The following is a 23,202-nucleotide window of genomic DNA, read 5'->3' on the forward strand; positions in this document are numbered from 1 at the left end:
CGGGGCGAACAGCGCGACGGACAAGGTGACCGGCCGCCGAATTGTCATCACAGATGGGCTTTGGCGTCAAAACCGGGCCGCGCCCGGGTCAAGGCGGCCGCCACCGGGCCGATAACGCGCCGTGGTTCCGTTCCGCCCGCCCCGTCTTGCCTGCGTGCGCCACCCGTCGTGGCCCCGTGCGGTCGCCCTCGCCCTCTGCCTCGCCCTCGGCGCCGCCCTGCCCATGGCGGCGCCGGCTGCTGTCGACGGCACCGCATCGACGGTGGTGCAGGCGCTGCGCGAGCACGGCTATGCCTCCCCCGCCGACGCGCTGCAGCGGCTGCGCAGCGCGGCCGCGCCGGCCGATGCCGAGGGCACCGCCTGGGACCGCGTGGGCTGGCGCGCGGCGTCGCTCATGGCCGACATGGCCTGGCGCGTGAACGACCCGGCCGTGCACGCCGGGGCGATGCAGCGCCTTCGCCATCTGGCCGACGACCCGGCGTGCGCCCCTTGCCGGGCCGCCTTGCTGCTGCGCCAGGTGCAGCAGGACGAATCGGTCGAGAACGCCCCCTGGGCCGACCTGCTCGCCCGCCTGTCCGCCCTGCCCGAGCCGGCGGATGCGGCCTTGCGGGTGGAATGGCGCCTGGCGCGCGCGATGGCGCACTCCATGCTGGGCGACTACGACAGCGCCATCGCCGACGCGGTGCACGCCACCGAGGTGGCCGCCTCGCACCACCTGCCCGCCGACCGCGTGGAGGCGCTCAGTGCGCTGGCCGTGGTCAGCGCGAACCGCCGCGACCTGCCGCGCGCCGTGGGCTATGTGCGCGAGGGCATCGCGCTGGCCCGCGAGATCGGCTTCGAGCACGCGCTGGTGCGTCTGCTGGTGGACCTGAGCTACTCGCTCGCGGCCCAGAAGGAAAGCCGCGAGCGCCGCCAGGTGCTGGAGGAGGTGCTGCGCCTGGCCGAGCGCCGGCCGGGCCAGGAGCAGGTGCAGATGAACGCGCTGATCAACCTGGCGGCGCTGGGCAACGACACCGGGCAGTACGCACGCGCCGCCGAGTTCGCGCGCCGCGCCGAGCGCCTGGCCGACCGCGAGGTCGACCCCAACGGCCATGCGTTCGCCTTGGTCAACCGCGGCGTGGCCTGGGTGCACCTGGGCCGCCACGACGAAGGCCTGGCGCTGGTGCGCACGGCGGTGGAGATCGCCGAGCGCACCGGCAACCAGCGCGAGCTGGCCGACCTGGTGGAGCAGCAGGTGGCCGCGCTGGAGGCTGCCGGCCGCCCACAGGAGGCGCTGCAGGCGCTGCGCCGCTGGGTGAAGCTGGACCAGGCGCTCACCACCACCCAGCGCGAGCAGGCGGTGGCCAGGCTGCAGGAGCAGTTCGCTGCCCAGCAGCGCGCCCGCGAGATCGAGCACCTGAAATCCGACAAGGCGCGCCAGGACGCCGAGCTGCAGCTGCGCACATGGCGCGAGATCGCCTGGGCCCTGGCGGCGCTGGCGGTCGCCTGGCTGGCCTTCGCCACCTGGAAGCGGCTGTCGCGCTCGCGCCAGGACGTGGCGCGCCTGAGCGCGGAATCGTTGCACGACCCCCTGACCGGCGCCTGCAACCGCCGCTTCGGCGAGGGCCTGCTGCAGCGGCTGGAGCAGGACAACGCGGCCCTGCCCCCGGCGCGCCGACGCGCCGTGTCGCTGCTGCTGCTGGACGTGGACCACTTCAAGCGGGTCAACGACACGCACGGCCATGCCGCCGGCGACGCGGTGCTGGTGGAGATGACACGCCGCCTGGCCGAGGTGCTGCGCGACGGCGACGCCATCGTGCGTTGGGGTGGCGAGGAGTTCTTGCTCGTGCTGCCAGGCACCGACGCCACCGGCCTGCGCGCCGTGGCCGAGCGGGTGCTGGCCGCCCTGGGCAGCGCACCCATGGACCTGCCGGGCGGCACGCCGCTGCCCGTGCGCGCCTCGGCCGGGGGGGTGAGCTTTCGCGCCGGCCGCGGCCAGCCCTGGGCCGCCTGGCTGGCCCAGGCCGACGCCGCGCTGTACCTGGCCAAGGCCCAGGGGCGCAACCAGGTCGTCCTGGCGCTGGGTGAGGCGCCGCTGCCGGAGGCCGACCTGGCGCGGCTGCCCGCCTGTGCCGCCGCCGGCGGCGTGGACCTGCGCGCCGTGCCCGGCGTGCCTGACGCGTCAAATTGACGTATCGCTGACACGCGGCACCGCCGCGGGCTGGGGAAAGTCCGGGGGTGGCGGGTGGGCGAATTGTCGTCCAACCGACAACACAGCGTCAAACTTCGGCCTACGATGCACAGCACACCGGCAGGCATGCCCTCGTCGGTGCACCACAAGGAGACACCCGCCGTGCAGACCACCTTTGTGCGCCTCATGCTGGAGCACGCCGCCCGCCGCCCCCACGCGGCGGCGCTGCGCGAGAAGGAATACGGCATCTGGCAGACCACCACCTGGGGCGATCTGGCGCAGCTGGTGCGTCACCTGGCCTGCGGCTTCGCGGCCGCGGGCCTGAAGCGCGGCCAGCACATCGTGGTCATCGGCGACAACCGCCCGCGGCTGACCGCCACCATGCTCGCCGCCCAGGCGCTGGGGGCCGTGCCGGTGCCGCTCTACCAGGATGCGGCCGCCGCCGAGTTCGTCTTCCCGCTGAACAACGCCGAGGTGGCGTTCGCGGTGGTGGAGGACCAGGAGCAGGTGGACAAGCTGCTGGAGATCCGCGAGCAGTGCCCCGCCCTGTCGCGCATCTGGTACGACGACCCCCGCGGCCTGCGCAACTACCAGGAGCCCGGGCTGGCGTCCCTCGACGCGCTGCGCGAGGACGGCCGCGCGCATGACCACGCGCATCCGCGCCTGTTCGACGACGAGGTGGCCCACGGCCAGGCCGACGACGTGGCGGCCATGTTCTTCACCTCGGGCACCACAGGCAACCCGAAGGGCGTGGTGCACACGCACTTCTCGCTGCTGGACCGCGCCGCGGCGGGCAAGCACTTCGACCACCTGACGGAAGGCGAGGAGGTGCTGGCGTACCTGCCGCCCGCGTGGATCGGCCAGAACATCTTCAGCTTCGCGCAGTGGCTGGCCTGCGGCTACATCGTCAACTGCCCCGAATCGGCCGCCACGGTGGCCATCGACCTGAAGGAGATCGGCCCCACCTACTACTTCGCGCCGCCGCGCATCTTCGAGGGCATGCTCACCTCGGTGATGATCCGCATGGAGGACGCCGCTCGCCCGAAGCGCGCGCTGTTCCACCACTTCATGGCCCTGGCCAAGCGCGTGGGACCCGCGCTGATGGACGGCAAGCCGGTGGGCCTGCTCGACCGGCTGCGCTACGCCATCGGCAACCTGGCCGTCTACGGGCCGCTGCGCAACACGCTGGGGCTGTCACGGGTGCGCGTGGCCTACACCGCGGGCGAGGCCATCGGCCCCGACCTGTTCAGCTTCTACCGCTCCATCGGCGTGAACCTGAAGCAGCTGTACGGCTCCACCGAGACGGCCGTATTCGTGTGCCTGCAGCCCGACCACGAGGCCAAGGCCGACACCGTGGGCGTGCCGGTGGACGGCGTGCAGATCAGGCTGTCCGACTCGGGCGAGCTGCTGGTCAAGTCGCCCGGCCTGCTCAAGGAGTACTACAAGAACCCGCAGGCCACCGCCGAGGTGCTCACCGCCGACGGCTGGTACCACACGGGCGACGCCGGCTTCCTGGACGCCGGTGGCCACCTGAAGATCATCGACCGCGCCAAGGACGTGGGGCGGCTGATGGGCGGCGCCAACGACGGCGCGATGTTCGCGCCCAAGTACGTGGAGAACAAGCTCAAGTTCTTCCCGCACATCAAGGAGGCGGTGGCCTTCGGTGACAAGCGCGACCGCGTCTGCGCCTTCATCAACATCGACTTCGAGGCCGTGGGCAACTGGGCCGAGAAGCGCTGTCTGCCCTACGCCGGCTACACCGACCTGGCGGGCAAGCCGGAGGTGTACGCGCTCATCCGCGACTGCGTGGAGCAGGTGAATGCCGACCTGGCCCGCGATGAGCTGCTGGCGGGCAGCCAGATCCACCGCTTCCTCGTGCTGCACAAGGAGCTGGACGCCGACGACGGCGAGATGACGCGCACCCGCAAGGTCAAGCGCGGCTACATCGCCGACAAGTACGGCGTGCTGGTCGAGGCCATGTACGCCGGCCGGCCCGAGCAGTTCATCGAGACGGCGGTGAAGTTCGAGGACGGGCGCAGCGGCAGCGTGAGCGCCACGCTGAAGATCCAGGACGTGAAGACCTTCGACGCCGTGCGGAGGGCCGCATGAGCGTCGACACCATGACCCGCGCGGACACGCGCATGGCCGCGGCAGGGGCCGACGGCACCTTGGAAGGAGGGGCCATGACGCCCCAGGGCAAGCAGCGCCGCGTCGGCGACGTGATCCTCGACGTGCAGAACATCAGCCTGCGGTTCGGCGGCGTCAAGGCGCTCACCGACATCAGCTTCAACGTGCGCGAGCACGAGGTGCGGGCCATCATCGGCCCCAACGGCGCCGGCAAGAGCTCGATGCTCAACTGCATCAACGGCGTCTACACGCCGCAGGAGGGCAAGATCACCTTCCGCGGCCAGACCTTCAGCCACATGAACTCGCGCCAGGTGGCCGAGATGGGTGTCGCGCGCACCTTCCAGAACCTGGCGCTGTTCAAGGGCATGAGCGTGATTGACAACCTCATGACCGGCCGCAACCTCAAGATGAGGACGAACATCCTCCAGCAGGCGATCCGGTTGGGCGCCGCCGAACGCGAGGAGGTGGCGCACCGTGCCTTCGTCGAGCGCATCATCGATTTCCTCGAGATCCAGGCCTGGCGCAAGACGCCCGTGGGCCGCCTGCCCTACGGCCTGCAGAAGCGCGTGGACCTGGGCCGCGCGCTGGCCATGGAGCCGCAGGTGCTGCTGCTGGACGAGCCGATGGCCGGCATGAACGTGGAAGAGAAGCAGGACATGTGCCGCTTCATCCTCGACGTGAACGACGAGTTCGGCACCACCATCGTGCTGATCGAGCACGACATGGGCGTGGTGATGGACATCTCCGACCGCGTGGTGGTGCTCGACTACGGCAAGAAGATCGGTGACGGCACGCCCGAGGAGGTGCGCACCAACCCCGACGTGATCAGCGCCTACCTGGGCACCAGCCACTGAAGGACGCGACGGACCATGGGATTCTTTCTTGAAACGCTGTTCGGCGGCCTGATGGCGGGCATGCTGTACTCGCTCATCGCGCTCGGCTTCGTGCTCATCTTCAAGGCCTCGGGCGTCTTCAATTTCGCGCAGGGCGCGATGGTGCTGTTCGCCGCGCTGGCCATGGCGCGCTTTTCCGAGTGGTTCCCCAAGTGGCTGGGCTTCGACAACCCGGTGCTGGCGAACCTGCTGGCCTTCGCCGCGGCCATGGCGCTGATGGTGGCGGTGGCCTGGGCCATCGAGCGCTTCGTGCTCGGCAAGCTGGTCAACCAGGAGGGCATCACCCTGCTGATGGCCACGCTCGGCATCAGCTACTTCATGGACGGCTTCGGCCAGACGCTGTTCGGCTCGGACATCTACAAGATCGACATCGGCATGCCGAAGGACCCGATCTTCCTGTTCGAGGGCACCTTCGAAGGCGGCGTGCTGCTGAACAAGGAAGACCTGTACGCCGCGCTCATCGCCGCGGCGCTGGTGGCGGGGCTGTCGCTGTTCTTCCAGAAGACGGCCACGGGCCGCGCGCTGCGCGCCGTGGCGGACGACCACCAGGCCGCGCAGTCCATCGGCATCCCGCTGTCGCGCATCTGGGTGATCGTGTGGTCGGTGGCCGGCTTCGCCGCGCTGGTGGCCGGCGTCATCTGGGGCAGCAAGCTGGGCGTGCAGTTCTCGCTGCAGCAGGTGGCGCTGAAGGCGCTGCCGGTGGTCATCCTGGGCGGCCTGACCTCGGTGCCCGGCGCCATCATCGGCGGCCTGATCATCGGCGTGGGCGAGAAGCTCAGCGAGGTCTACATCGGCCCCAGCCTGGGCGGCGGCATCGAGATCTGGTTCGCCTACGTGCTGGCGCTGGTGTTCCTGCTGTTCCGGCCGCAGGGGCTGTTCGGCGAAAAGATCATCGACCGCGTCTGAGCGCGCACGGCGGAACAGGAGAAAGACATGCTCTACCGTGAGAACGGCCAGTTCAAGACCAGCTACCACGCCGACCAGCAGATCTTCCCGGTCGTGCAGGACAAGGTGGTGATCCTGGCACTCATCGCGCTGGCCTTCGTGGCCGTGCCCTTCCTGGCCAGCGAGTACATGCTGCGGGCCATCTTCGTGCCCTTCCTCATCCTCGCCATGGCGGCGCTGGGGCTGAACATCCTGGTGGGCTACTGCGGCCAGATCTCGCTGGGCACGGGCGCCTTCATGGCGATCGGCGCCTACGGGGCCTACAACTTCTTCGTGCGCATCGACGGCATGCCGCTGATCGCCGCGCTGCTGCTGGGCGGCCTGTGCGCCACGGTGGTGGGCGTGCTGTTCGGCGTGCCCTCGCTGCGCATCCGCGGGCTGTACCTGGCGGTGGCCACGCTGGCCGCCCAGTTCTTCACCGACTGGGCCTTCCTGCGCATCCGCTGGTTCACCAACGACTCGGCGTCGGGCTCGGTGAGCGTGGCGGGCCTGAACGTGTTCGGCATGCCCATCGAGACGCCGGTGCAGAAGTACCTGTTCTGCCTGGCCTTCGTCACCGTGTTCGCCCTCATGGCCAAGAACCTGGTGCGCGGCCACATCGGCCGCGAGTGGATGGCCATGCGCGACATGGACGTGGCCGCGGCCGTGATCGGCATCCGCCCCGTCTATGCCAAGCTCAGTGCCTTCGCGGTGAGCTCCTTCATCGTGGGCGTGGCCGGCGGGCTGTGGGGCTTCGTGCACCTGGGCTCGTGGGAGCCGGCGGCCTTCTCGGTGGACCGCTCGTTCCAGCTGCTGTTCATGGTGATCATCGGCGGCCTGGGCTCCATCGCCGGCAGCTTCTTCGGCGCCGCCTTCATCGTGCTGCTGCCGATCTTCCTGGACGCGCTGCCCGCCGCGCTGGGCATTCCCATCGACACCGCCCTGGCCTCGCACCTGACCTACATGATCTTCGGCGCGCTGATCGTGTTCTTCCTGGTGGTGGAGCCGCACGGCATCGCGCGGCTGTGGTCCACCGCCCGCGAGAAGCTGCGCCTGTGGCCCTTCCCCCACTGACGCCCGCCCCGCACCCCTTTCCCACACCGCAGGGCGAAGCACCCTGCTTCTCGAGTCCCCACCCCTGGAGGTAGACATGACGACGAAGTTGAAGACCCTGACCGCCGCCGCCCTCGTGGCCGTCTCGGGCCTCGCGGCGCTGGCCACCGCACCCGCGGCCCACGCCCAGGCCAAGGAGCAGTTCTTCCCCCTGCTGGTCTACCGCACCGGCCCCTACGCGCCCAACGGCACGCCGTGGGCCAACGGCAAGCAGGACTACATCAAGATGATCAACGCCCGCGACGGCGGCGTGAACGGCGTCAAGCTCACCTTCGAGGAGTGCGAGACGGGCTACGCCACCGACAAGGGCGTGGAGTGCTACGAGCGCCTGAAGGGCAAGAACGCCACCGTGTTCGACCCCCAGGCCACCGGCATCACGTTCGCGCTGACCGACAAGGTGCCCAATGACAAGGTGCCCCTGATCACGCTGGGCTACGGCCTGTCGGCCAGCGCCGACGGCGGCGTGTTCAAGTGGAACTTCCCGCTGATGGGCAGCTACTGGACGGCCGCCGACATCCTCATCCAGCACCTCGGCAAGAAGGAGGGCGGGATGGACAAGCTCAAGGGCAAGAAGATCGCGCTGGTCTACCACGACAGCCCCTTCGGCAAGGAGCCCATGCCGCTGCTGGACGAGCGCCAGCGCATGCACGGCTTCGAGCTGGTGAAGATCCCCGTCACGGCGCCCGGCGTCGAGCAGAAGTCCGCCTGGCTGCAGGTGCGCCAGCAGCGCCCCGACTACGTGCTGCTGTGGGGCTGGGGCGTGATGAACTCCACCGCGCTGAAGGAAGCCCAGGCCACCGGCTATCCGCGCGAGAAGATGTACGGCGTGTGGTGGGCCGGTGCCGAGCCGGACGTCAAGGACGTCGGCGCCGGCGCCAAGGGCTACAACGCGCTGGCGCTGAACACCTCGGGCCAGCAGCCCAAGGTGATCCAGGACATCCTGAAGTTCGTGCACGACAAGGGCCAGGGCACCGGGCCGAAGGACGAGGTGGGCTCCGTGCTCTACACCCGCGGCGTGATCATCCAGGCCATGGCCATCGAGGCCGTGCGCCGCGCCCAGGAGCGCTTCGGCAAGGGCAAGGTCATGACCGGCGAGCAGGTGCGCTGGGGCCTGGAGAACCTGTCGCTCGACGCCAAGGCACTGGACAAGCTGGGCCTGACCGGCGTGATCCGCCCGGTGAGCACCTCGTGCCAGGACCACATGGGCTCCACCTGGGCCCGCGTGCACACCTGGGACGGCGCCAAGTGGGACTTCTCGTCGGATTGGTACCAGGCCGACGAGCAGATCATCAAGCCGATGGTCAAGGCCGCCGCGGACAAGTACGCCGGCGACAAGAAGCTGACGCGCCGCGCGCCGGCGGACTGCCAGAGCTGAGGCGCCAATGCGCCTCAGCTCTGGCCTTGCCAGGGCCTTGGCGCACCCTCCCCTTCCCCTCCCGCCAGGCGGGAGGGGCCTGAGACACCCCAGACCCCGCCAGGCGGGGTGGCCCCTTGGCGGGGCCTTCTTCGAAGCACTGCGCGCAGTGCTTCGAAGAGAAAGGCCAACGATGAGCAATGTGCTTTTGAACGTCAACGGCATCGAGGTGATCTACAACCATGTGATCCTCGTGCTCAAGGGCGTGTCGCTGCAGGTGCCCGAGGGCAGCGTGGTGGCGCTGCTGGGTGGCAATGGCGCGGGCAAGACCACCACGCTGCGGGCGGTGAGCAACCTGCTGGCCGGCGAGCGGGGTGACGTCACCAAGGGCTCGATCGACCTGCGCGGCGAGCGCATCGAGCGCCTGACCCCCGCCGAGATGGTGGAGCGCGGGGTCATCCAGGTGATGGAGGGGCGGCACTGCTTCGCCCACCTCACCATCGAGGAGAACCTCATGACCGGCGCCTACACGCGCCGCGACGGCAAGGCGGCCGTGGCCGAGACGCTGGAGAAGGTCTACACCTACTTCCCGCGCCTGAAGACACGCCGCACCAGCCAGGCCGCGTACACCTCGGGCGGCGAGCAGCAGATGTGCGCCATCGGGCGCGCGCTGATGGCCAACCCGAAGATGGTGCTGCTGGACGAACCCAGCATGGGCCTGGCGCCGCAGATCGTGGAAGAGGTGTTCGAGATCGTGAAGGACCTGAACACCCGCGAGAAGGTCACCTTCCTGCTCGCCGAGCAGAACACCCACATCGCGCTGAAGTACGCCGACTATGGCTACATCCTGGAGAACGGCCGCATCGTGATGGACGGCGAGGCCAAGGCCCTGCGCGAGAACGAGGACGTGAAGGAGTTCTACCTCGGCATGGGCGGCGGCGACCGCAAGAGCTTCAAGGACGTGAAGAGCTACAAGCGCCGGAAGCGTTGGCTTGCGTGATGGGACCACCCCCGAAGCGCCTTCGGCGCGCCCCCTCGAGGGGGCGCCACTGGCGGCCCGGCATAGCCGGTTCCGCGGTGGCCGCTTGACGGCGTGGCGGCTGTGCCGCGCGCGATTGATACCGTCGCAGAGGTCTGCCTGTGAACGAAGAAGAGTTTGGTTTTGCCGCACCGCCCTTCAAGCCGGCGGAGGCGCTGCTTGGCCTGCAGCGCAGCCTGCGTGACACCCGGGTGCTGGCCGAGCGCGGCGACGGCTTCGAGTGGAAGGGGCTGCGCGTGGTGGAGCTGGCGCTGACGGACACCGCGATCGAGGCGCGGCTGGCGAAGCGGCCGTCGCGCCAGGTGCCCGAATGGGACCGCCACACGCTGGACAGCAGCGCCGCCGTGCGCCGGTTCACCGACGAGCTGAAGAAGCGCCTGGCGCGCTGGAGCGAGGACGAGTGATGAGTTTCTACGATGCCCTGGAGACGCGCCCGGCGGCCGAGCGCGAAGCCGCGCTGATGGCGGCCCTGCCCGGCGTGGTGAGCCACGCCCGTGCCCGGGCCGGCGCCTACGCCGAGCTGCTGCGCGAGGTGGACGCCGCCGCCGTGGCCAGCCGCGAGGCCCTGTCCCGCCTGCCCGTGGTGCGCAAGAGCGAGCTGCTCGCCCGCCAGCAGGCGGCCCGCGCCGCGGCCGGCAGCGCGCCGGTGCACGACCCCTTCGGCGGCTTTGCCGCCATCGGCTGGGCCGGCCTGCCGCACGCCACCGGCGCGCGGCGCGTGTTCCAGTCACCCGGGCCCATCTACGAGCCCGAAGGTGCGGCCGCCGACTACTGGCGCATGGCGCGCGCCATCCATGCCGCGGGCTTCCGTGCCGGCGACCTGGTGCACTGCAGTTTCAGCTACCACCTCACCCCCGCCGGCTCGATGATGGAGACCGGCGCCCACGCGGTGGGCTGCACCGTGTTCCCGGGCGGCATCGGCAACACCGAGCTGCAGCTGCAGGCGGTGGCCGAGTTGAAGCCGCACGGCTACATCGGCACGCCCAGCTTCCTGCGCATCCTGGTGGAAAAGGCCGAGGAGACCGGCCAGCGCCTGTCCTTCACCAAGGCCATGGTCAGCGGCGAGGCGCTGCCGCCGTCGCTGCGCCAGTGGTTCGCCGAGCGCGGCATCGCCGCCTTCCAGTGCTACGCCACGGCCGACCTGGGGCTGATCGCCTACGAGACGCCGGCCCGCGAAGGCCTGGTGGTGGACGAAGGCGTGATCGTGGAGATCGTGCGCCCCGGCACCGGCGACCCGGTGCCCGAGGGCGAGGTGGGCGAGGTCGTGGTCACCACGCTGAACCCGGATTACCCGCTGGTGCGCTTCGGCACCGGCGACCTCTCGGCCATCCTGCCCGGCCCCTGCCCCACCGGCCGCACCCAGCAGCGCATCCGCGGCTGGCTCGGCCGCGCCGACCAGACCGCCAAGGTACGCGGCATGTTCGTGCACCCCGGCCAGGTGGCCGAGGTGCTGCGCCGCCACCCCGAGGCGCGCCGCGGCCGCCTGGTGGTGGAAGGCGAGATGGCCAACGACCGCATGACGCTGAAGGTGGAGGCCGATGGCGCGCCCGCCGGCCTGGCCGAGCGCATCGCCGACACCATCCGCGACGTCACCAAGCTGCGCGGCGCCGTGGAGCTGCTGCCACCCGGCAGCCTGCCCAACGACGGCAAGGTCATCGAGGACGCGCGAAAATACGACTAGTCGCAGCCGCTCGCACGCGGGCTGCATGGTCCAGGGCGTGCGCGGATCCGGCTCTGCCGGTCCGCTGCGCGAGCCCCCCCGGGGGGCAGCGAGCGCCAGCGAGCGTGGGGGCCCCATGAAGATCGATTTCGTTTCGGACATCGCCTGCCCCTGGTGCGCCGTGGGCCTGAACGGGCTGGAGCGGGCGCTCGAGCGCCTGGGGCCCGAGATCACCGTGCAGCTGCAGGTGCACCCTTTCGAGCTCAACCCGCAGATGGCGCCCGAGGGCGAGGACGCGGCCGAGCACCTGCAGCGCAAGTACCGCCTGAGTGCCGAGCAGCTCGAGCGCAACCGTGCCCTGCTGCGCGAGCGCGGCGCCGCGGTGGGCTTCACCTTCGGTGACCGCCTGCGCGTGTGGAACACCTTCGATGCCCACCGCCTGCTGCACTGGGCCGGCCTGCAGGGCGAGGCCCCGCAGCGCGCGCTCAAGCACGCCCTGCTGCGTGCCTACCACGGCCGCGGCGAGAACCCGGGTGACCCCGAGGTGCTGGCGCGCGCCGCCGAGGAGGCGGGCCTGGACCCGGCCGCCGCCCGCGAGGTGATCGCCAGCGGCGCCCATGCCGACGACGTCCGGGAGGCCGAGGCCCGCTGGCAGGCCGAAGGCATCCGGGCCGTGCCCTCCGTGATCGTGAACGACCGCTACCTCATCCAGGGCGGCCAGCCCCCCGAGGCCTACGAGCAGGCCCTGCGCGAGATCGCGGCCGAGTCGGCTACTTCTCGATGATCACGAAGTGCTTGCGCAGCCGCTCGAGCACCTCGAACGAGCCCTCGAAGCCGGGCGGCAGCACCACCGCCTGACCGGGGCCGAAGGTCTCGACGTGGCCGCTGGCGTCGTGCAGGCGGCACACGCCCTCCAGCACGATGAAGTACTCGTGCTCGCGCGGGCCGAAGGCGATGCGCCAGCGGCCCGGCTCGCATTCCCAGATGCCGGCGGCCAGGCCTTCTTCGGCGCTCTCGTGCAGCACCCAGGTGCGGCGCTCGGGGTCGCCCACCTCGCGGCGCTCCGGCCGCGGGTGGTCGATCACCGGGGCCGTGGCCGGCGCGGGGTCGAAGCGGATGACGCGGGGCGGGCGGGCGGGCTGGTCCATGGCGTGGCGCGAGGCAGGCGTGGCGTGAAGAACGGCATGCTAGCCCCTTCAGGGTGGCCCCTTACGTAGTTCCCGATGTGGCGCAGCCGGGCCGCTGGCTAGCATGGGCCACCTCAGCGCCTCCCCCTCGTGAAGCACGCCATGAAACGCCTTGCCCTTGCCCTCGCCGCCTTCGCCGTTGCCGGCTCTGCCCTGGCCGAGTACCCCGAGAAGCCCGTCACCATCGTCGTGCCTTTCGCGGCCGGCGGCCCCACCGACAAGGTCGCGCGCGACCTGGCCGAAGCCCTGCGCAAGCCGCTGGGCGGCACCCTCGTGATCGAGAACGTCGGCGGCGCCGGCGGCACGCTGGGCGCCACCAAGGTGGCCAAGGCCGCGCCGGACGGCTACACGCTGCTGCTGCACCACATCGGCATGGCCACCTCGCCCGCCCTGTACCGCACGCTGCAGTACAAGACGCTGGACGACTTCGAGTACCTGGGCCTCATCAACGAAGTGCCCATGACGCTCATCGGCAAGACCGCCCTGCCGGCCAACAACTATGCCGAGCTGGGCAAGTGGCTGGAAGCCAATCGCGGCAAGATCAACCTGGCCAACGCCGGCCTGGGCTCCGCCTCGCACCTGTGCGGCCTGCTGTTCCAGCAGAGCGTCAAGATCGACATGACCACCGTGCCCTACAAGGGCACCGCGCCGGCCATGACCGACCTGCTCGGCGGCCAGGTCGACCTGATGTGCGACCAGACGACCAACACCACCAGCCAGATCGAATCGGGCAAGGTGAAGGCCTTCGCCGTGACCACGTCCAAGCGCCTGACGACCCCGGCGCTGGCCAAGCTGCCCACGCTCGACGAATCCGGCCTGAAGGGCTTCAACGTGTCGATCTGGCACGGCCTGTACGCCCCCAAGGGCACGCCCAAGGCGGTGCTGGATAAGGTGAACGCGGCCCTCAAGACCGCCCTGAAGGACGCCGAGTTCATCAAGCGTGAAGACGCGCTGGGTGCCGTGATCGTCACCGACGGGCGCGTGAACCCGGCCGAGCACAAGAAGTTCGTGGACGCCGAGATCAACAAGTGGGGCCCGGTCATCAAGGCCGCCGGCCAGTACGCCGATTGATGGTTGGCCCCCACGCCGGGCTGTGGGCCCCCACGCTCGCTGGCGCGAGCTGCCCCCCGAGGGGGCTCGCGCAGCGGGCCGGCCAAGCCGGACCCGCGCACGCCCTGGATGGGACGGCCCGCTTCTGCGGGCCTTTGCTTTTCTAGGCGCGCTGTGAGAGGGTTTCCCAGCGCTCCAGCAGGGCCATGAGCTCGTCCTCGATGGCGGCGTGGCGGGTGGTGACCTCGGTGATGCGCTGGGGTGATTCGATGTAGAGCGTGGTGCCGCCGATGAGCGCGGCGAGCTCGGCCTGCTCCTTCTCCAGGGCCTCGATGCGCGCGGGCAGTTCGTCCAGCTCGCGCTGCTCCTTGTAGCTGAGCTTGCGGCGGGGCTCGGTGCTGCGGGGGGCGGTGGGCGCCGGGGCCGCCGCGGGTGCGGCGGGGGCGGCCGGTCGCGCCGCCTCGGCCGCCGCCGCGCTGCGCGCCGCCTGGGCCTGCCAGTCGGTGATGCCGCCTTCGTACTCGCGCCAGCGGCCCTCGCCCTCGGCCACCACGGTGCTGGTGACCACGTTGTCCACGAAGCGGCGGTCGTGGCTGACGAGGAACACCGTGCCGTCGTAGTCCTGCAGCAGCTCTTCCAGCAGCTCCAGCGTCTCGATGTCCAGGTCGTTGGTGGGCTCGTCCAGCACCAGCACGTTGGCCGGCCGCGCGAACAGGCGCGCCAGCAGCAGCCGGTTGCGCTCGCCGCCGGACAGGCTGCGCACCGGCGAATTCGCGCGCGCCGGGGCGAAGAGGAAATCGCCCAGGTAGCTCATCACGTGCTTGCGCTGGCTGCCGATCTCGATCCACTCGCTGCCCGGGCTGATGGTGTCGGCCAGGGTCTTGTCCGGGTCCAGCGCATCGCGCATCTGGTCGAAGTAGGCGATGGTGAGGTTGGCGCCGGTGCGCACCCGGCCGCTGTCGGGCGCGAGCTGCCCGAGGATGAGCTTGAGCAGCGTCGTCTTGCCGGCACCGTTGGGGCCCACCAGGCCCACCTTGTCGCCGCGCAGGAAGATGGCGGAGAAATCCTGCACCACCGGCCGGCCGCCGAAGGCCTTGGTCACGCCCTCCAGCTCGGCCACCAGCTTGCCGCTGGCGGCGCCACGGTCGACGTCCAGGCGCACGCGGCCTTGCTGTTCGCGCCGCGCGCGGTGCTCCTCGCGCAGCGTGTGCAGCCGCGCCACGCGCGCCACGCTGCGCGTTCGGCGGGCCTCCACGCCCTTGCGGATCCACACCTCTTCCTGGGCCAGCAGCTTGTCGAAGCGCGCATTGGCCAGCGCCTCGGCCTCCAGCTCACGCTGCTTGGCGGCCTCGAAGGCCGCGAAGTTGCCGGGGTAGCCGCGCAGCTCGCCGCGGTCCAGCTCGACGATGCGGGTGGCCACCGCGTCCAGGAAGGCGCGGTCGTGGGTGATGAGCACGAGGGCGCCGCGGAAGGAGGTCAGCAGGCCGGCCAGCCAGTCGATGGCTTCCAGGTCCAGGTGGTTGGTGGGCTCGTCCAGCAGCAGCACGTCGGGCTGGGCGGCCAGCGCGCGCGCCAGGGCCACGCGCTTGCGCGTGCCGCCGGACAGGCTGCCCATCACGGCGGCGGGGTCCAGGCGCAGCCGCTGCAGCGTCTCGTCCACGCGCTGCTCCCAGGTCCAGCCGCCCAGCGCCTCCAGCCGCGTCTGCAGCGCGTCCAGGTCGTCGCCGGGCGCATGCGCCTCGAAGCGCTCGCGCAGCGCGCGCGCCTCGGCCACGCCTTCGGCCACGGTGTCGAACACGGTGGCGCGCTCGCTGAACACCGGCTCCTGCGGCACGTAGACGGTGCGCACGCCCGACTGCAGCTGCAGGCTGCCGTCGTCGGGCCGCTCCAGCCCGGCCAGGATCTTCAGCAGCGAGGACTTGCCGGTGCCGTTGCGGCCGATGAGGCCGACGCGCTCGCCGGCCTCCAGCGAGAAATCCGCCCCGTCGAGCAGGGGCACATGGCCGAAGGCGAGGTGGGCGTGGGTGAGGGTGAGCAGGGCCATGGGGCGATTGTCCCTTGGCGGCCAGCGCCGCGCCCTGCCGGTCAGGCGGTCATGCGCTCCAGCGCGTCCACGAACATCCCCGCCACGTCGAAGCCGGTCTGGTCGGTGATCTCCTGGAAGCAGGTGGGGCTGGTGACGTTGATCTCGGTGAGGTGATCGCCGATCACGTCCAGGCCGATGAGCAGCAGGCCGCGGGCCGCCAGCGTGGGGCCGATGGCCTGGGCGATCTCGCGGTCGCGCGCGCTGAGCGGCTGTGCGACGCCCTTGCCGCCGGCGGCCAGGTTGCCGCGTACCTCGCTGCCCTGGGGGATGCGCGCCAGCGAGAACGGCACGGGCTCGCCGCCGATCACCAGCACGCGCTTGTCGCCCGCGCTGATCGCCGGCAGGTAGCGCTGCACCATCACGGTCTGCGCGCCGTCGCGGTTGAGGGTCTCGATGATGCTGCCCAGGTTCAGGCCGTCGTCCTTGACCCGGAAGATGCCCATGCCGCCCATGCCGTCCAGCGGCTTGAGGATGATGTCGCGCTGCTCGGCATGGAAGGCGCGGATGTCGTCGGCCGAGCGCGTGACCAGCGTGGGGCCGATGAACTCCGGGAACTCCAGGATCGCGAGCTTCTCGGGGTGGTCGCGCAGCGCGCGCGGCGAGTTGAAGACCTTCGCGCCGTGCTTCTCGGCCCGCTCCAGCAGGTGGGTGGCGTAGAAGTACTCGCTGTCGAACGGCGGGTCCTGGCGCATCAGCACGGCGCCGAACTCGCGCAGCGGGCGCGTCGCGGAGTCCTCCACGGTGTACCAGTCGTACACGCCAGCGCCCGAGCGCCCGGTGAGCGCGATGCGCCGCGCCCGCGCCTGGACCGCGCCGCCACGCTGCCAGCTGAGCCCGTCCGGCTCGGTGGCCCACAGCACGTGGCCGCGCCGCGCGGCCTCGCGCATCATGGCGAAGGTGGAGTCCTTGTGGGTCTTGAACCCGTCCAGCGGGTCGGCAACGAAGAGCAGGTCCATGGCGGCAGTGTGCCGCAGCCGCGGCCGGCCGGTGGGCGGCAGGCCTTCCCGGGACCCCCGCCGGCTCAGCCGGCCAGCGGCTCGGTGCGGGCCATCAGCCAGGCCAGGGCATCACCACTCACCTTGGGCGCCAGGCGCTCGCGCACGACGGCGTGGTAGCGGTTCAGCCAGGCGATCTCGTCGGCGCGCAGCAGGCCCATGTCGATGCAGCGGGTGTCGATGGGGCACAGCGTGAGCGTCTCGAACTCGAGGAACTCGCCGAACTCGCTGGACGGCGCCGGCACGTTGAGCACCAGGTTCTCGATGCGCACGCCCCAGCGGCCGGGCCGGTACAGGCCCGGCTCCACCGAGGTGATCATGCCGGGCTCCATGGCCATCTGCGGCTCGACCACCGCCTTGCTGATGGTCTGCGGCCCTTCGTGCACCGCCAGGAAGTAGCCCACGCCGTGGCCGGTGCCGTGGCCGTACTCCAGGCTCTCGGCCCACAGCGGCGCGCGCGCCAGCGCATCCAGCATGGGGCTGGGCGTGCCGCGCGGGAAGCGCGCGCGGCTGAGCTGCAGCGTGCCCTTGAGCACCAGCGTGTAGTCGCGGCGGTGCTCGGCCGAGAGCGTGCCCACGGGCCACACGCGGGTGATGTCGGTGGTGCCGCCCAGGTACTGCGCGCCGGAGTCGATCAGCAGCAGGCCGTCGCCCTCGATGCGGGCGTGCGACTCGGGCGTGGCCCGGTAGTGCGGCATCGCGCCGTTGGCGTTGAAGCCGGCGATGGTGGGGAAGCTCAGGCCCACGAAGCCGGGGCGCTTGGCGCGCTCGGCGGTGAGCTTCTCGTCGATGGTCAGCTCGGTCATGGCCTCGCCGCGGGCCAGGGCCTGCTCGAACCAGGCGTAGAACGCACACATGGCGGCGCCGTCCTCTTCCATGGCCTGGCGCACGAAGGCCGCCTCCTCGGCCGTCTTGCGGCTCTTGAGCAGGGTGCTGGGGTTGATGGCCTCCACCACCGCCACGCCGGCCGCCACCGCCTCGCGCAGGCCGAGCGTGACGCGCTTCGGGTCCACCAGCAGGCGGGCGTCGGCGGGCAGGGCCGCCAGGGCAGCCGGCGCGCGCTCGTAGGCGTCCACGGCGATGCCGTCGGCGGCCAGGCGCGCGGCCAGGGCCGTGTCCACCTTGCCGGCGCCCACGAACAGCGTGGCCGAGCCCGGGCCGATCAGCAGGTGGGCCAGGAACACCGGGTTGTAGGCCACGTCGGCGCCGCGCAGGTTGGTGATCCAGGCGATGTCGTCCACCGTGGAGACGAAGTGGTGGCTGGCGCCGTGGCGCGCCATGCCCTCGCGTACCTGGGCCAGCTTGGCAGCGCGCGACACCGGCGCATGCGGCGCCACGTGCTCGTAGATGCCGGCGGTGGGCAGCGTGGGCCGGTCGGCCCAGGCGGCGTCCAGCACATCGAGGTCGGTGCGCAGGCGGATGCCGGCCCGCTCGGTGACCGTGCGCAGCTGCTGCGCGGCGGCCAGCCCCAGCACCTGGCCGTCCACGGCGAGCACCTGGCCGCGCGCCACCTGCTCGGCGATCCAGTCCAGGTGGTAGGTGGCAGAGCCGGTGGGGATCTTCACCAGCGCGATGCCGCTGCCGGCCAGCTCCGCCTCGGCCTGCGTCCAGTAGCGGCTGTCGGCGAACAGCGCGGCTTCGGTGGCGGTGACCACCAGCGTGCCCATGGAGCCCGTGAAGCCGGAGAACCACTCGCGGCCCTGCCAGCGGCCGGGCAGGTATTCGGAGATGTGCGGGTCGCTGGAGGGCACCAGCACCGCATCGACCCCCTGCGCCGCCATGGCCTCCCGCAGGCGGGCGATGCGAAGGCGGGCGGGGGCGGTGCGGGTGTCCATGCGGTGTCTCCGTGAGGGGAATGGGCCTCGCGCGGCGCCGGTCGGGCGCGGTGGGGCCGGGGAAGCGGCGCGCGCCCGTTCGGCGCGCGGCTGTCGGCGATTCTAGGAGCGCCGGGTGACCGAGCCCGCCCCGGGGTCACCCGGGGCCGCTGCGGTGCGCGGCGTGCTCACAGGTCGGTGCGCAGCTTCCAGATCTCGGGGAACAGCACCGTGTCCAGCATCTTGCGCAGGTAGCTCACGCCTCCCGTGCCACCCGTGCCGCGCTTGAAGCCGATGACGCGCTCGACCGTGGTGACGTGGCGGAACCGCCAGAGCCGAAAGGCGTCTTCCAGGTCGGTGAGCTCCTCGCCGAGCTGGTAGAGGTCCCAGTGCGCCTCGGGGTCGCGGTAGACGGTGAGCCAGGCCTGCTCCACGGCGTCGCTGGCGGGGTAAGGCTGCGTCCAGTCGCGCTCGAGGTGGCTCGCGGGCACGGCGATGCCGCGCCGGGCCAGCAGGCGCAGCGATTCGTCGTACAGCGAGGGGGCGCGCCAGGCCGTCTCGACGAGGGCATGCAGGTCGGCGCGGTGGGCATGGGGCTTGAGCATCGCCGGGTTCTTGTTGCCCAGCATGAACTCGATGCAGCGGTACTGCCAGCTCTGGAAACCGCTGGACTGCGCCAGGTAGGGGCGGATGGCCGAGTACTCGGGCGGCGTCATGGTGGCCAGCACGTCCCACGCGTGGACCAGCTGCTCCATGATCTTGGACACGCGCGCCAGCATCTTGAACGCCGGTGGCAGGCGGTCGTCGGCGATGGCCGCCACGGCCGCGCGCAGCTCGTGCAGCATGAGCTTCATCCACAGCTCGCTGGTCTGGTGCTGCACGATGAACAACATCTCGTCGTGGCCGGGCGAGAGCGGGTGCTGCGCGTTGAGCACCTCGTCCAGGTGCAGGTAGTCGCCATAGCTCATGGCGCGCGAGAAGTCGAGCTGGGCGCCCTCCTCCTGCACGATGTGCTCGCCGCGCGGCGACGGGGTGTGCGGACAGCTCATGTGACGGCGGCCTTGTGCTGGAAGCGCGGCGCGCGCCAGGCCGCGGTGTCGAGCACCTGGGCCAGCACGGTCACCGCGTCGTGGACATCGACGAAGCGGGTGTACAGCGGCGTGAAGCCGAAACGCAGCAGGTGCGGCTGCTCGGGCGTGCCGTCCCCCGCGCGGAAGTCGCCGATCACGCCCTGCTCGATCAGCGCCTGCATGGCGGCGTAGCCGTCCAGCCCGGGCGGGCAGGCCAGCGACACCTGGCTGCCGCGGCGGGCCGGCTCGGACGGTGTCACGCTGCGCAGGCCGTGCGCGGCGCAGCGTGCCGCCACCTGCGCCAGGAACAGGTCGGTCAGCGCCAGCGACTTGGCACGCAGCGCGGCCATGCCGCCCAGCGGCTCGGCGGCCAGCAGGGTGTCCACCCCGCATTCCAGCACCGACATGCCGATCACCGAGGGCGTGCCGCAGAGGTAGCGCGCCATGCCGGCGGCCGGGCGGTAGGCGGTGTCGAAGGTGAAGGGGCTGGCGTGGCCCATCCAGCCGGACAGCGGCTGCTCGATGTGGGCGGCATGGCGCGCATGGGCCCAGACGAAGGCCGGCGCCCCGGGGCCGCCGTTGAGGTACTTGTAGCCGCAGCCGATGGCGAAATCGGCACCTGCCCCGTTGAGGTCCACAGGGATGGCACCGGCCGAGTGGGCCAGGTCCCAGACCGTGAGCGCACCCACGGCATGCGCGCGCGCCGTCAGCGCCGCCATGTCGTGCACGGCGCCGGTGCGGTAGTTCACCTGGGTGAGCATGAGCACCGCCACGCGCTCGTCCAGGCGGGCGTCGATCTGCTCGGCGTCCACCAGCTCGAGCTCCGCGCCGTGCTGCGCCGCCAGGGACTGGGCGATGTACAGGTCGGTGGGGAAGTTGCTGCGCTCGGACAGGATGACGCGCCGACCCGGGGCCTGGCGCCGGGCCCGCGCGAGCGCCGCAGTGAGCACCTTGAACAGGTTCACCGAGGTCGAGTCGGCCACCACCACTTCGCCCGGCGCCGCGCCCACCAGGCGGGCGATCTTGTCGCCCACCCGCTGCGGCAGGGTGATCCACCCGGCGGTGTTCCAGCTGCGGATGAGGCCTTCGCCCCATTCCTGCTGCACCACGGCGTGCGCCCGCGCCGGGGCGGTGGCGGGCATCACGCCCAGCGAGTTGCCGTCCAGGTAGTTCACGCCGGGCGGCAGCGTGAACTGGTCGCGCAGGCGCGCCAGGGGGTCGGCGGCGTCGAGCGCCGCGCAGTCGTCGCGGGTCAGGGGGGCAGTGGTCATGGCAGCAGTTCGCGCAGCACCGCGCGCACCGGGGAGGCGTCGGCGGTGGTCAGCTTCAGGGGCAGGGCGATGAGTTCGTAGTCGCCCTCGGGCACGTCGTCGAGCAGCAGGTTCTCCAGCACGCGCAGGCCGCGCTGGCGCAGCACCTGGTGGCTGGGCAGCGTCTTGCTGTCGGCGGGGTCGACGCTGGCGGAGTCGATGCCCACCAGCTGCACGCCGCGGTCGGCCAGCGCCTCGATGCAGGCGGCGTCGAAAGCCGGCAGCGCGGTGTCGAAGCGGTCCTGCGGCATGTGGTGGTAGGTGCGCACCAGCACGCGCGGCGGCAGCGCGTCGTCCACGGCATGGGCCAGGTCGCCCCAACGCACCAGCGGCCGCGCGGCCATCGCATGGATGACGCGGCAGCGGCCCAGGTAGGGCGCCAGGTCCACCTGGCCGATGGGGGCGCCGCCGGCCTCGTAGTGCAGCGGCGCGTCGGCATGGGCGCCCACGTGCGGCGAGAGCGTGAGCGCGGACACGTTCACCGGGCAGCCGGGCCCGAGGGTGGCGCCCCAGACCTGCTGGTAGGCCGTGTCGCCCGGGAACACCGGGGCGCCGGCGTGCACCGGCGGCGAGATGTCCCAGAGGCGGCGGGGGGGAGGGGCGGTGGGCATGTCGGGATTGGACCACCCCGGCGCCGGCCAGATCGACCAGCAGGGTGGCAGCGTGGTGCGCAGATAGTATAGGTATGAATAGTTGACAGGTGAAATAATCGCGCCTAGATTGCGCCCACCGCAACCCGTGGCCTTCGCGGAGCACACCATGCCCCTGCCGCTGCTGCCCAGCGCCCACGCCGATACCTTCGCCCGCGACCGCCTGCCCCCGCCCGCGCAATGGCCGGAGCTGCTCTACGAGCTGCCCGAGCTGCAGTTTCCCGACCGGCTGAATTGCGTGGCCGCCCTGCTGGACGCCCATGTGGCCGAGGGCCGAGGCGAGCGCCTGGCGCTGCAGGGCGAGGGCGTGCGCTGGACCTACGCCGAGCTGCAATCGCAGGTGGACCGCATCGCCCGCGAACTGGTGGACGGCATGGGCCTGCGCAGCGGCCAGCGCGTGCTGCTGCGCGGCGCCAACAGCCCCATGCTGGCTGCCTGCTGGCTGGCGGTGGTGAAGGTGGGCGGCATCGCGGTGGGCACCATGCCGCTGCTGCGCGCCAGGGAGCTGCAGCAGATCATCGACAAGGCGCAGGTGAGCCATGCCCTGTGCGACGCCCGGCTGGCCGACGAGTTGCAGCGCGCACGCGCCGACGGCGGCGCGGCCAGCCTGCACGAGGTGGCCCTGTTCCACACCGACGCGCCGGACGGCCTGGAGGCACGCGCCGCCCGCCGCCAGCCCGGCCTGCCCGCCCTGCTCACCGCCGCCGACGACGTCTGCCTGATGGCCTTCACCTCGGGCACCACGGGTGTGCCCAAGGCCACCATGCACTTCCACCGCGACGTGATGGCCGCGTGCGCCTGCTGGCCCGCGCATGTGCTGCGCGCCACGCCGGACGACGTGTTCATCGGCAGCCCGCCGCTGGCCTTCACCTTCGGCCTGGGTGGCCTGCTGCTGTTCCCGTTTGCCATCGGCGCCAGCGCCGCCCTGGTGGAGAAGGCCACGCCGGACACGCTGCCGGACGCCATCGCCCGCTTCGGGGCCACGGTGTGCTTCACCGCACCCACCTCCTACCGCGCGATGGCGCTGGCGGCCCAGGCCGACCCGGCGCGCCGGGAGAAGCTGCGCCCGCTGCGCAAGTGCGTGTCCGCCGGCGAGGCCCTGCCCGCCGCCACCCGCGCACTGTGGCGCGAGGCCACGGGCATCGAGATCATCGACGGCATCGGGTCCACCGAGCTGCTGCACATCTTCATCTCCGCCGACGAGGCGCATGCACGCGGCGGCGCCACCGGCGTGGTGGTGCCGGGCTACCGCGCCGCCATCCTGGACGACGAAGGCCACGAGCTGCCCGCGGGCCAGGTGGGCCGGCTGGCCATCAAGGGCCCCACCGGCTGCAAGTACCTGGATGACCCACGCCAGACGCAGTACGTGCAGCACGGCGGCTGGAACCTCACCGGCGACGCCTACCTCGTGGACACCGACGGCCATTTTGTCTACCAGGCGCGCACCGACGACATGATCATCAGCGGCGGCTACAACATCGCCGGCCCCGAGGTGGAGAGCGCGCTCCTCGCGCACCCCGCCGTGGCCGAATGCGGCGTGGTGGGCTGGCCCGACGAGGAGCGCGGCCAGGTGGTCAAGGCCTTCGTGGTGCTCAAGCCGGGCCACACGGGCGACGACGCACTGGTGCGCACCCTGCAGGACCACGTGAAGCAGACCATCGCGCCCTACAAGTACCCGCGCGTGGTGGAGTTCCGCACGGCCTTGCCGCGCACCGAGACCGGCAAGCTGCAGCGCTTCCGCCTGCGGCAGGGAGAGTGAC

The 23,202-nt window shown here is 71.4% G+C and carries 19 protein-coding genes; 12 read left to right on the forward strand and 7 right to left on the reverse strand.

Translation table 11 applies throughout. The annotated features are described in order from the left end of the window. The first annotated feature begins 223 nt into the window (after positions 1-223). The 10 genes from ACE3UN_RS09950 (at position 224) to ACE3UN_RS09995 (ending at position 12,064) form a co-directional block, all read left to right on the forward strand. Positions 224-2,170 carry a diguanylate cyclase gene (locus tag ACE3UN_RS09950; protein WP_374674779.1) on the forward strand — a complete coding sequence of 649 codons (1,947 nt, stop codon included), beginning with the start codon at positions 224-226 and terminating at the stop codon, positions 2,168-2,170. A gap of 162 nt (positions 2,171-2,332) precedes the next feature. Then, positions 2,333-4,279 carry an AMP-binding protein gene (locus ACE3UN_RS09955; RefSeq protein ID WP_374674780.1) on the forward strand — a complete coding sequence of 649 codons (1,947 nt, stop codon included), beginning with the start codon at positions 2,333-2,335 and terminating at the stop codon, positions 4,277-4,279. 74 nt (positions 4,280-4,353) lie between these two features. Beyond that, complete coding sequence (locus ACE3UN_RS09960; protein ID WP_374674881.1) at positions 4,354-5,151, forward strand: ABC transporter ATP-binding protein; 798 nt, start codon at positions 4,354-4,356, stop codon at positions 5,149-5,151. 15 nt (positions 5,152-5,166) lie between these two features. Beyond that, positions 5,167-6,096 (forward strand): branched-chain amino acid ABC transporter permease, encoded by a 930-nt coding sequence (locus ACE3UN_RS09965; RefSeq protein ID WP_374674781.1) that lies wholly within the window; start codon positions 5,167-5,169, stop codon positions 6,094-6,096. Positions 6,097-6,123: 27 nt separating this feature from the next. Further along, the gene (locus ACE3UN_RS09970; protein ID WP_374674782.1) at positions 6,124-7,188 is read left to right on the forward strand and encodes a branched-chain amino acid ABC transporter permease; all 1,065 of its coding nucleotides are present in this window, start codon (positions 6,124-6,126) and stop codon (positions 7,186-7,188) included. A 76-nt stretch (positions 7,189-7,264) separates the two neighbouring features. Further along, positions 7,265-8,602 (forward strand): ABC transporter substrate-binding protein, encoded by a 1,338-nt coding sequence (locus ACE3UN_RS09975; RefSeq protein WP_374674783.1) that lies wholly within the window; start codon positions 7,265-7,267, stop codon positions 8,600-8,602. A gap of 172 nt (positions 8,603-8,774) precedes the next feature. Continuing rightward, the gene (locus tag ACE3UN_RS09980) at positions 8,775-9,581 is read left to right on the forward strand and encodes an ABC transporter ATP-binding protein (protein ID WP_374674784.1); all 807 of its coding nucleotides are present in this window, start codon (positions 8,775-8,777) and stop codon (positions 9,579-9,581) included. 140 nt (positions 9,582-9,721) lie between these two features. Further along, positions 9,722-10,024, forward strand: a complete 303-nt coding sequence (locus ACE3UN_RS09985; RefSeq protein WP_374674785.1) for a hypothetical protein — start codon at positions 9,722-9,724, stop codon at positions 10,022-10,024. Further along, positions 10,021-11,301, forward strand: a complete 1,281-nt coding sequence (locus ACE3UN_RS09990) for a phenylacetate--CoA ligase family protein (RefSeq protein WP_374674786.1) — start codon at positions 10,021-10,023, stop codon at positions 11,299-11,301. The genes ACE3UN_RS09985 and ACE3UN_RS09990 overlap by 4 nt, the downstream gene beginning before the upstream one ends. A 115-nt stretch (positions 11,302-11,416) precedes the next feature. Beyond that, entirely contained in the window at positions 11,417-12,064 is a 648-nt protein-coding gene (locus ACE3UN_RS09995) for a DsbA family oxidoreductase (RefSeq protein WP_374674787.1), read from the forward strand. On the opposite strand, the gene ACE3UN_RS10000 is transcribed toward ACE3UN_RS09995, so the two are convergent. Next, positions 12,051-12,428: a cupin domain-containing protein gene (locus tag ACE3UN_RS10000; RefSeq protein ID WP_374674788.1), complete on the reverse strand. Its 378-nt coding sequence runs from the start codon at positions 12,426-12,428 to the stop codon at positions 12,051-12,053. The two genes, ACE3UN_RS09995 and ACE3UN_RS10000, sit on opposite strands and share 14 nt — an antisense overlap. A 141-nt stretch (positions 12,429-12,569) precedes the next feature. Between ACE3UN_RS10000 and ACE3UN_RS10005 the strand changes: the two genes are divergently transcribed. Further along, the gene (locus tag ACE3UN_RS10005) at positions 12,570-13,538 is read left to right on the forward strand and encodes a tripartite tricarboxylate transporter substrate-binding protein (RefSeq protein WP_374674789.1); all 969 of its coding nucleotides are present in this window, start codon (positions 12,570-12,572) and stop codon (positions 13,536-13,538) included. Positions 13,539-13,680: 142 nt separating this feature from the next. On the opposite strand, the gene ACE3UN_RS10010 is transcribed toward ACE3UN_RS10005, so the two are convergent. The 6 genes from ACE3UN_RS10010 to kynB form a co-directional block, all read right to left on the reverse strand. Beyond that, positions 13,681-15,561, reverse strand: a complete 1,881-nt coding sequence (locus ACE3UN_RS10010; RefSeq protein ID WP_374674790.1) for an ATP-binding cassette domain-containing protein — start codon at positions 15,559-15,561, stop codon at positions 13,681-13,683. A 41-nt stretch (positions 15,562-15,602) separates the two neighbouring features. Then, entirely contained in the window at positions 15,603-16,559 is a 957-nt protein-coding gene (gshB, locus tag ACE3UN_RS10015; RefSeq protein WP_374674791.1) for a glutathione synthase, read from the reverse strand. A gap of 65 nt (positions 16,560-16,624) precedes the next feature. Continuing rightward, a complete protein-coding gene (locus ACE3UN_RS10020; RefSeq protein WP_374674792.1) occupies positions 16,625-18,433 on the reverse strand; it encodes an aminopeptidase P family protein in 1,809 nt (602 codons plus the stop codon). Positions 18,434-18,600: 167 nt separating this feature from the next. Continuing rightward, the gene (gene kynA / locus ACE3UN_RS10025) at positions 18,601-19,461 is read right to left on the reverse strand and encodes a tryptophan 2,3-dioxygenase (protein WP_374674793.1); all 861 of its coding nucleotides are present in this window, start codon (positions 19,459-19,461) and stop codon (positions 18,601-18,603) included. Beyond that, complete coding sequence (gene kynU, locus ACE3UN_RS10030; RefSeq protein ID WP_374674794.1) at positions 19,458-20,753, reverse strand: kynureninase; 1,296 nt, start codon at positions 20,751-20,753, stop codon at positions 19,458-19,460. The genes kynA and kynU overlap by 4 nt, the downstream gene beginning before the upstream one ends. Next, positions 20,750-21,403, reverse strand: coding sequence for an arylformamidase (kynB, locus tag ACE3UN_RS10035; RefSeq protein ID WP_374674795.1), 654 nt, complete (start codon positions 21,401-21,403; stop codon positions 20,750-20,752). Before kynB ends, kynU begins: the two co-directional genes overlap by 4 nt. A 148-nt stretch (positions 21,404-21,551) precedes the next feature. On the opposite strand from kynB, the gene ACE3UN_RS10040 reads away from it, so the two are divergent. Then, entirely contained in the window at positions 21,552-23,201 is a 1,650-nt protein-coding gene (locus tag ACE3UN_RS10040) for an AMP-binding protein (protein WP_374674796.1), read from the forward strand. The last annotated feature ends 1 nt before the right edge of the window (position 23,202 follow it).

This window comes from Ideonella sp. (assembly GCF_041918995.1).
In the GTDB taxonomy this organism is placed as follows: domain Bacteria; phylum Pseudomonadota; class Gammaproteobacteria; order Burkholderiales; family Burkholderiaceae_C; genus Ideonella.

Bases quoted from the DNA above. Each gene is read 5' to 3' on its own strand.
- ACE3UN_RS10000 (WP_374674788.1), bottom strand. From the start codon at position 12,428: ATGGACCAGCCCGCCCGCCCGCCCCGCGTCATCCGCTTCGACCCCGCG.
- ACE3UN_RS09960 (WP_374674881.1), top strand. From the start codon at position 4,354: ATGACGCCCCAGGGCAAGCAGCGCCGCGTCGGCGACGTGATCCTCGAC.
- kynB (WP_374674795.1), bottom strand. From the start codon at position 21,403: ATGCCCACCGCCCCTCCCCCCCGCCGCCTCTGGGACATCTCGCCGCCG.
- ACE3UN_RS10005 (WP_374674789.1), top strand. From the start codon at position 12,570: ATGAAACGCCTTGCCCTTGCCCTCGCCGCCTTCGCCGTTGCCGGCTCT.
- ACE3UN_RS09965 (WP_374674781.1), top strand. From the start codon at position 5,167: ATGGGATTCTTTCTTGAAACGCTGTTCGGCGGCCTGATGGCGGGCATG.
- ACE3UN_RS09970 (WP_374674782.1), top strand. From the start codon at position 6,124: ATGCTCTACCGTGAGAACGGCCAGTTCAAGACCAGCTACCACGCCGAC.
- kynA (WP_374674793.1), bottom strand. From the start codon at position 19,461: ATGAGCTGTCCGCACACCCCGTCGCCGCGCGGCGAGCACATCGTGCAG.
- ACE3UN_RS10020 (WP_374674792.1), bottom strand. From the start codon at position 18,433: ATGGACACCCGCACCGCCCCCGCCCGCCTTCGCATCGCCCGCCTGCGG.
- ACE3UN_RS09975 (WP_374674783.1), top strand. From the start codon at position 7,265: ATGACGACGAAGTTGAAGACCCTGACCGCCGCCGCCCTCGTGGCCGTC.
- ACE3UN_RS10040 (WP_374674796.1), top strand. From the start codon at position 21,552: ATGCCCCTGCCGCTGCTGCCCAGCGCCCACGCCGATACCTTCGCCCGC.
- ACE3UN_RS09980 (WP_374674784.1), top strand. From the start codon at position 8,775: ATGAGCAATGTGCTTTTGAACGTCAACGGCATCGAGGTGATCTACAAC.
- kynU (WP_374674794.1), bottom strand. From the start codon at position 20,753: ATGACCACTGCCCCCCTGACCCGCGACGACTGCGCGGCGCTCGACGCC.
- ACE3UN_RS09995 (WP_374674787.1), top strand. From the start codon at position 11,417: ATGAAGATCGATTTCGTTTCGGACATCGCCTGCCCCTGGTGCGCCGTG.
- ACE3UN_RS09950 (WP_374674779.1), top strand. From the start codon at position 224: ATGGCGGCGCCGGCTGCTGTCGACGGCACCGCATCGACGGTGGTGCAG.
- ACE3UN_RS10010 (WP_374674790.1), bottom strand. From the start codon at position 15,561: ATGGCCCTGCTCACCCTCACCCACGCCCACCTCGCCTTCGGCCATGTG.
- gshB (WP_374674791.1), bottom strand. From the start codon at position 16,559: ATGGACCTGCTCTTCGTTGCCGACCCGCTGGACGGGTTCAAGACCCAC.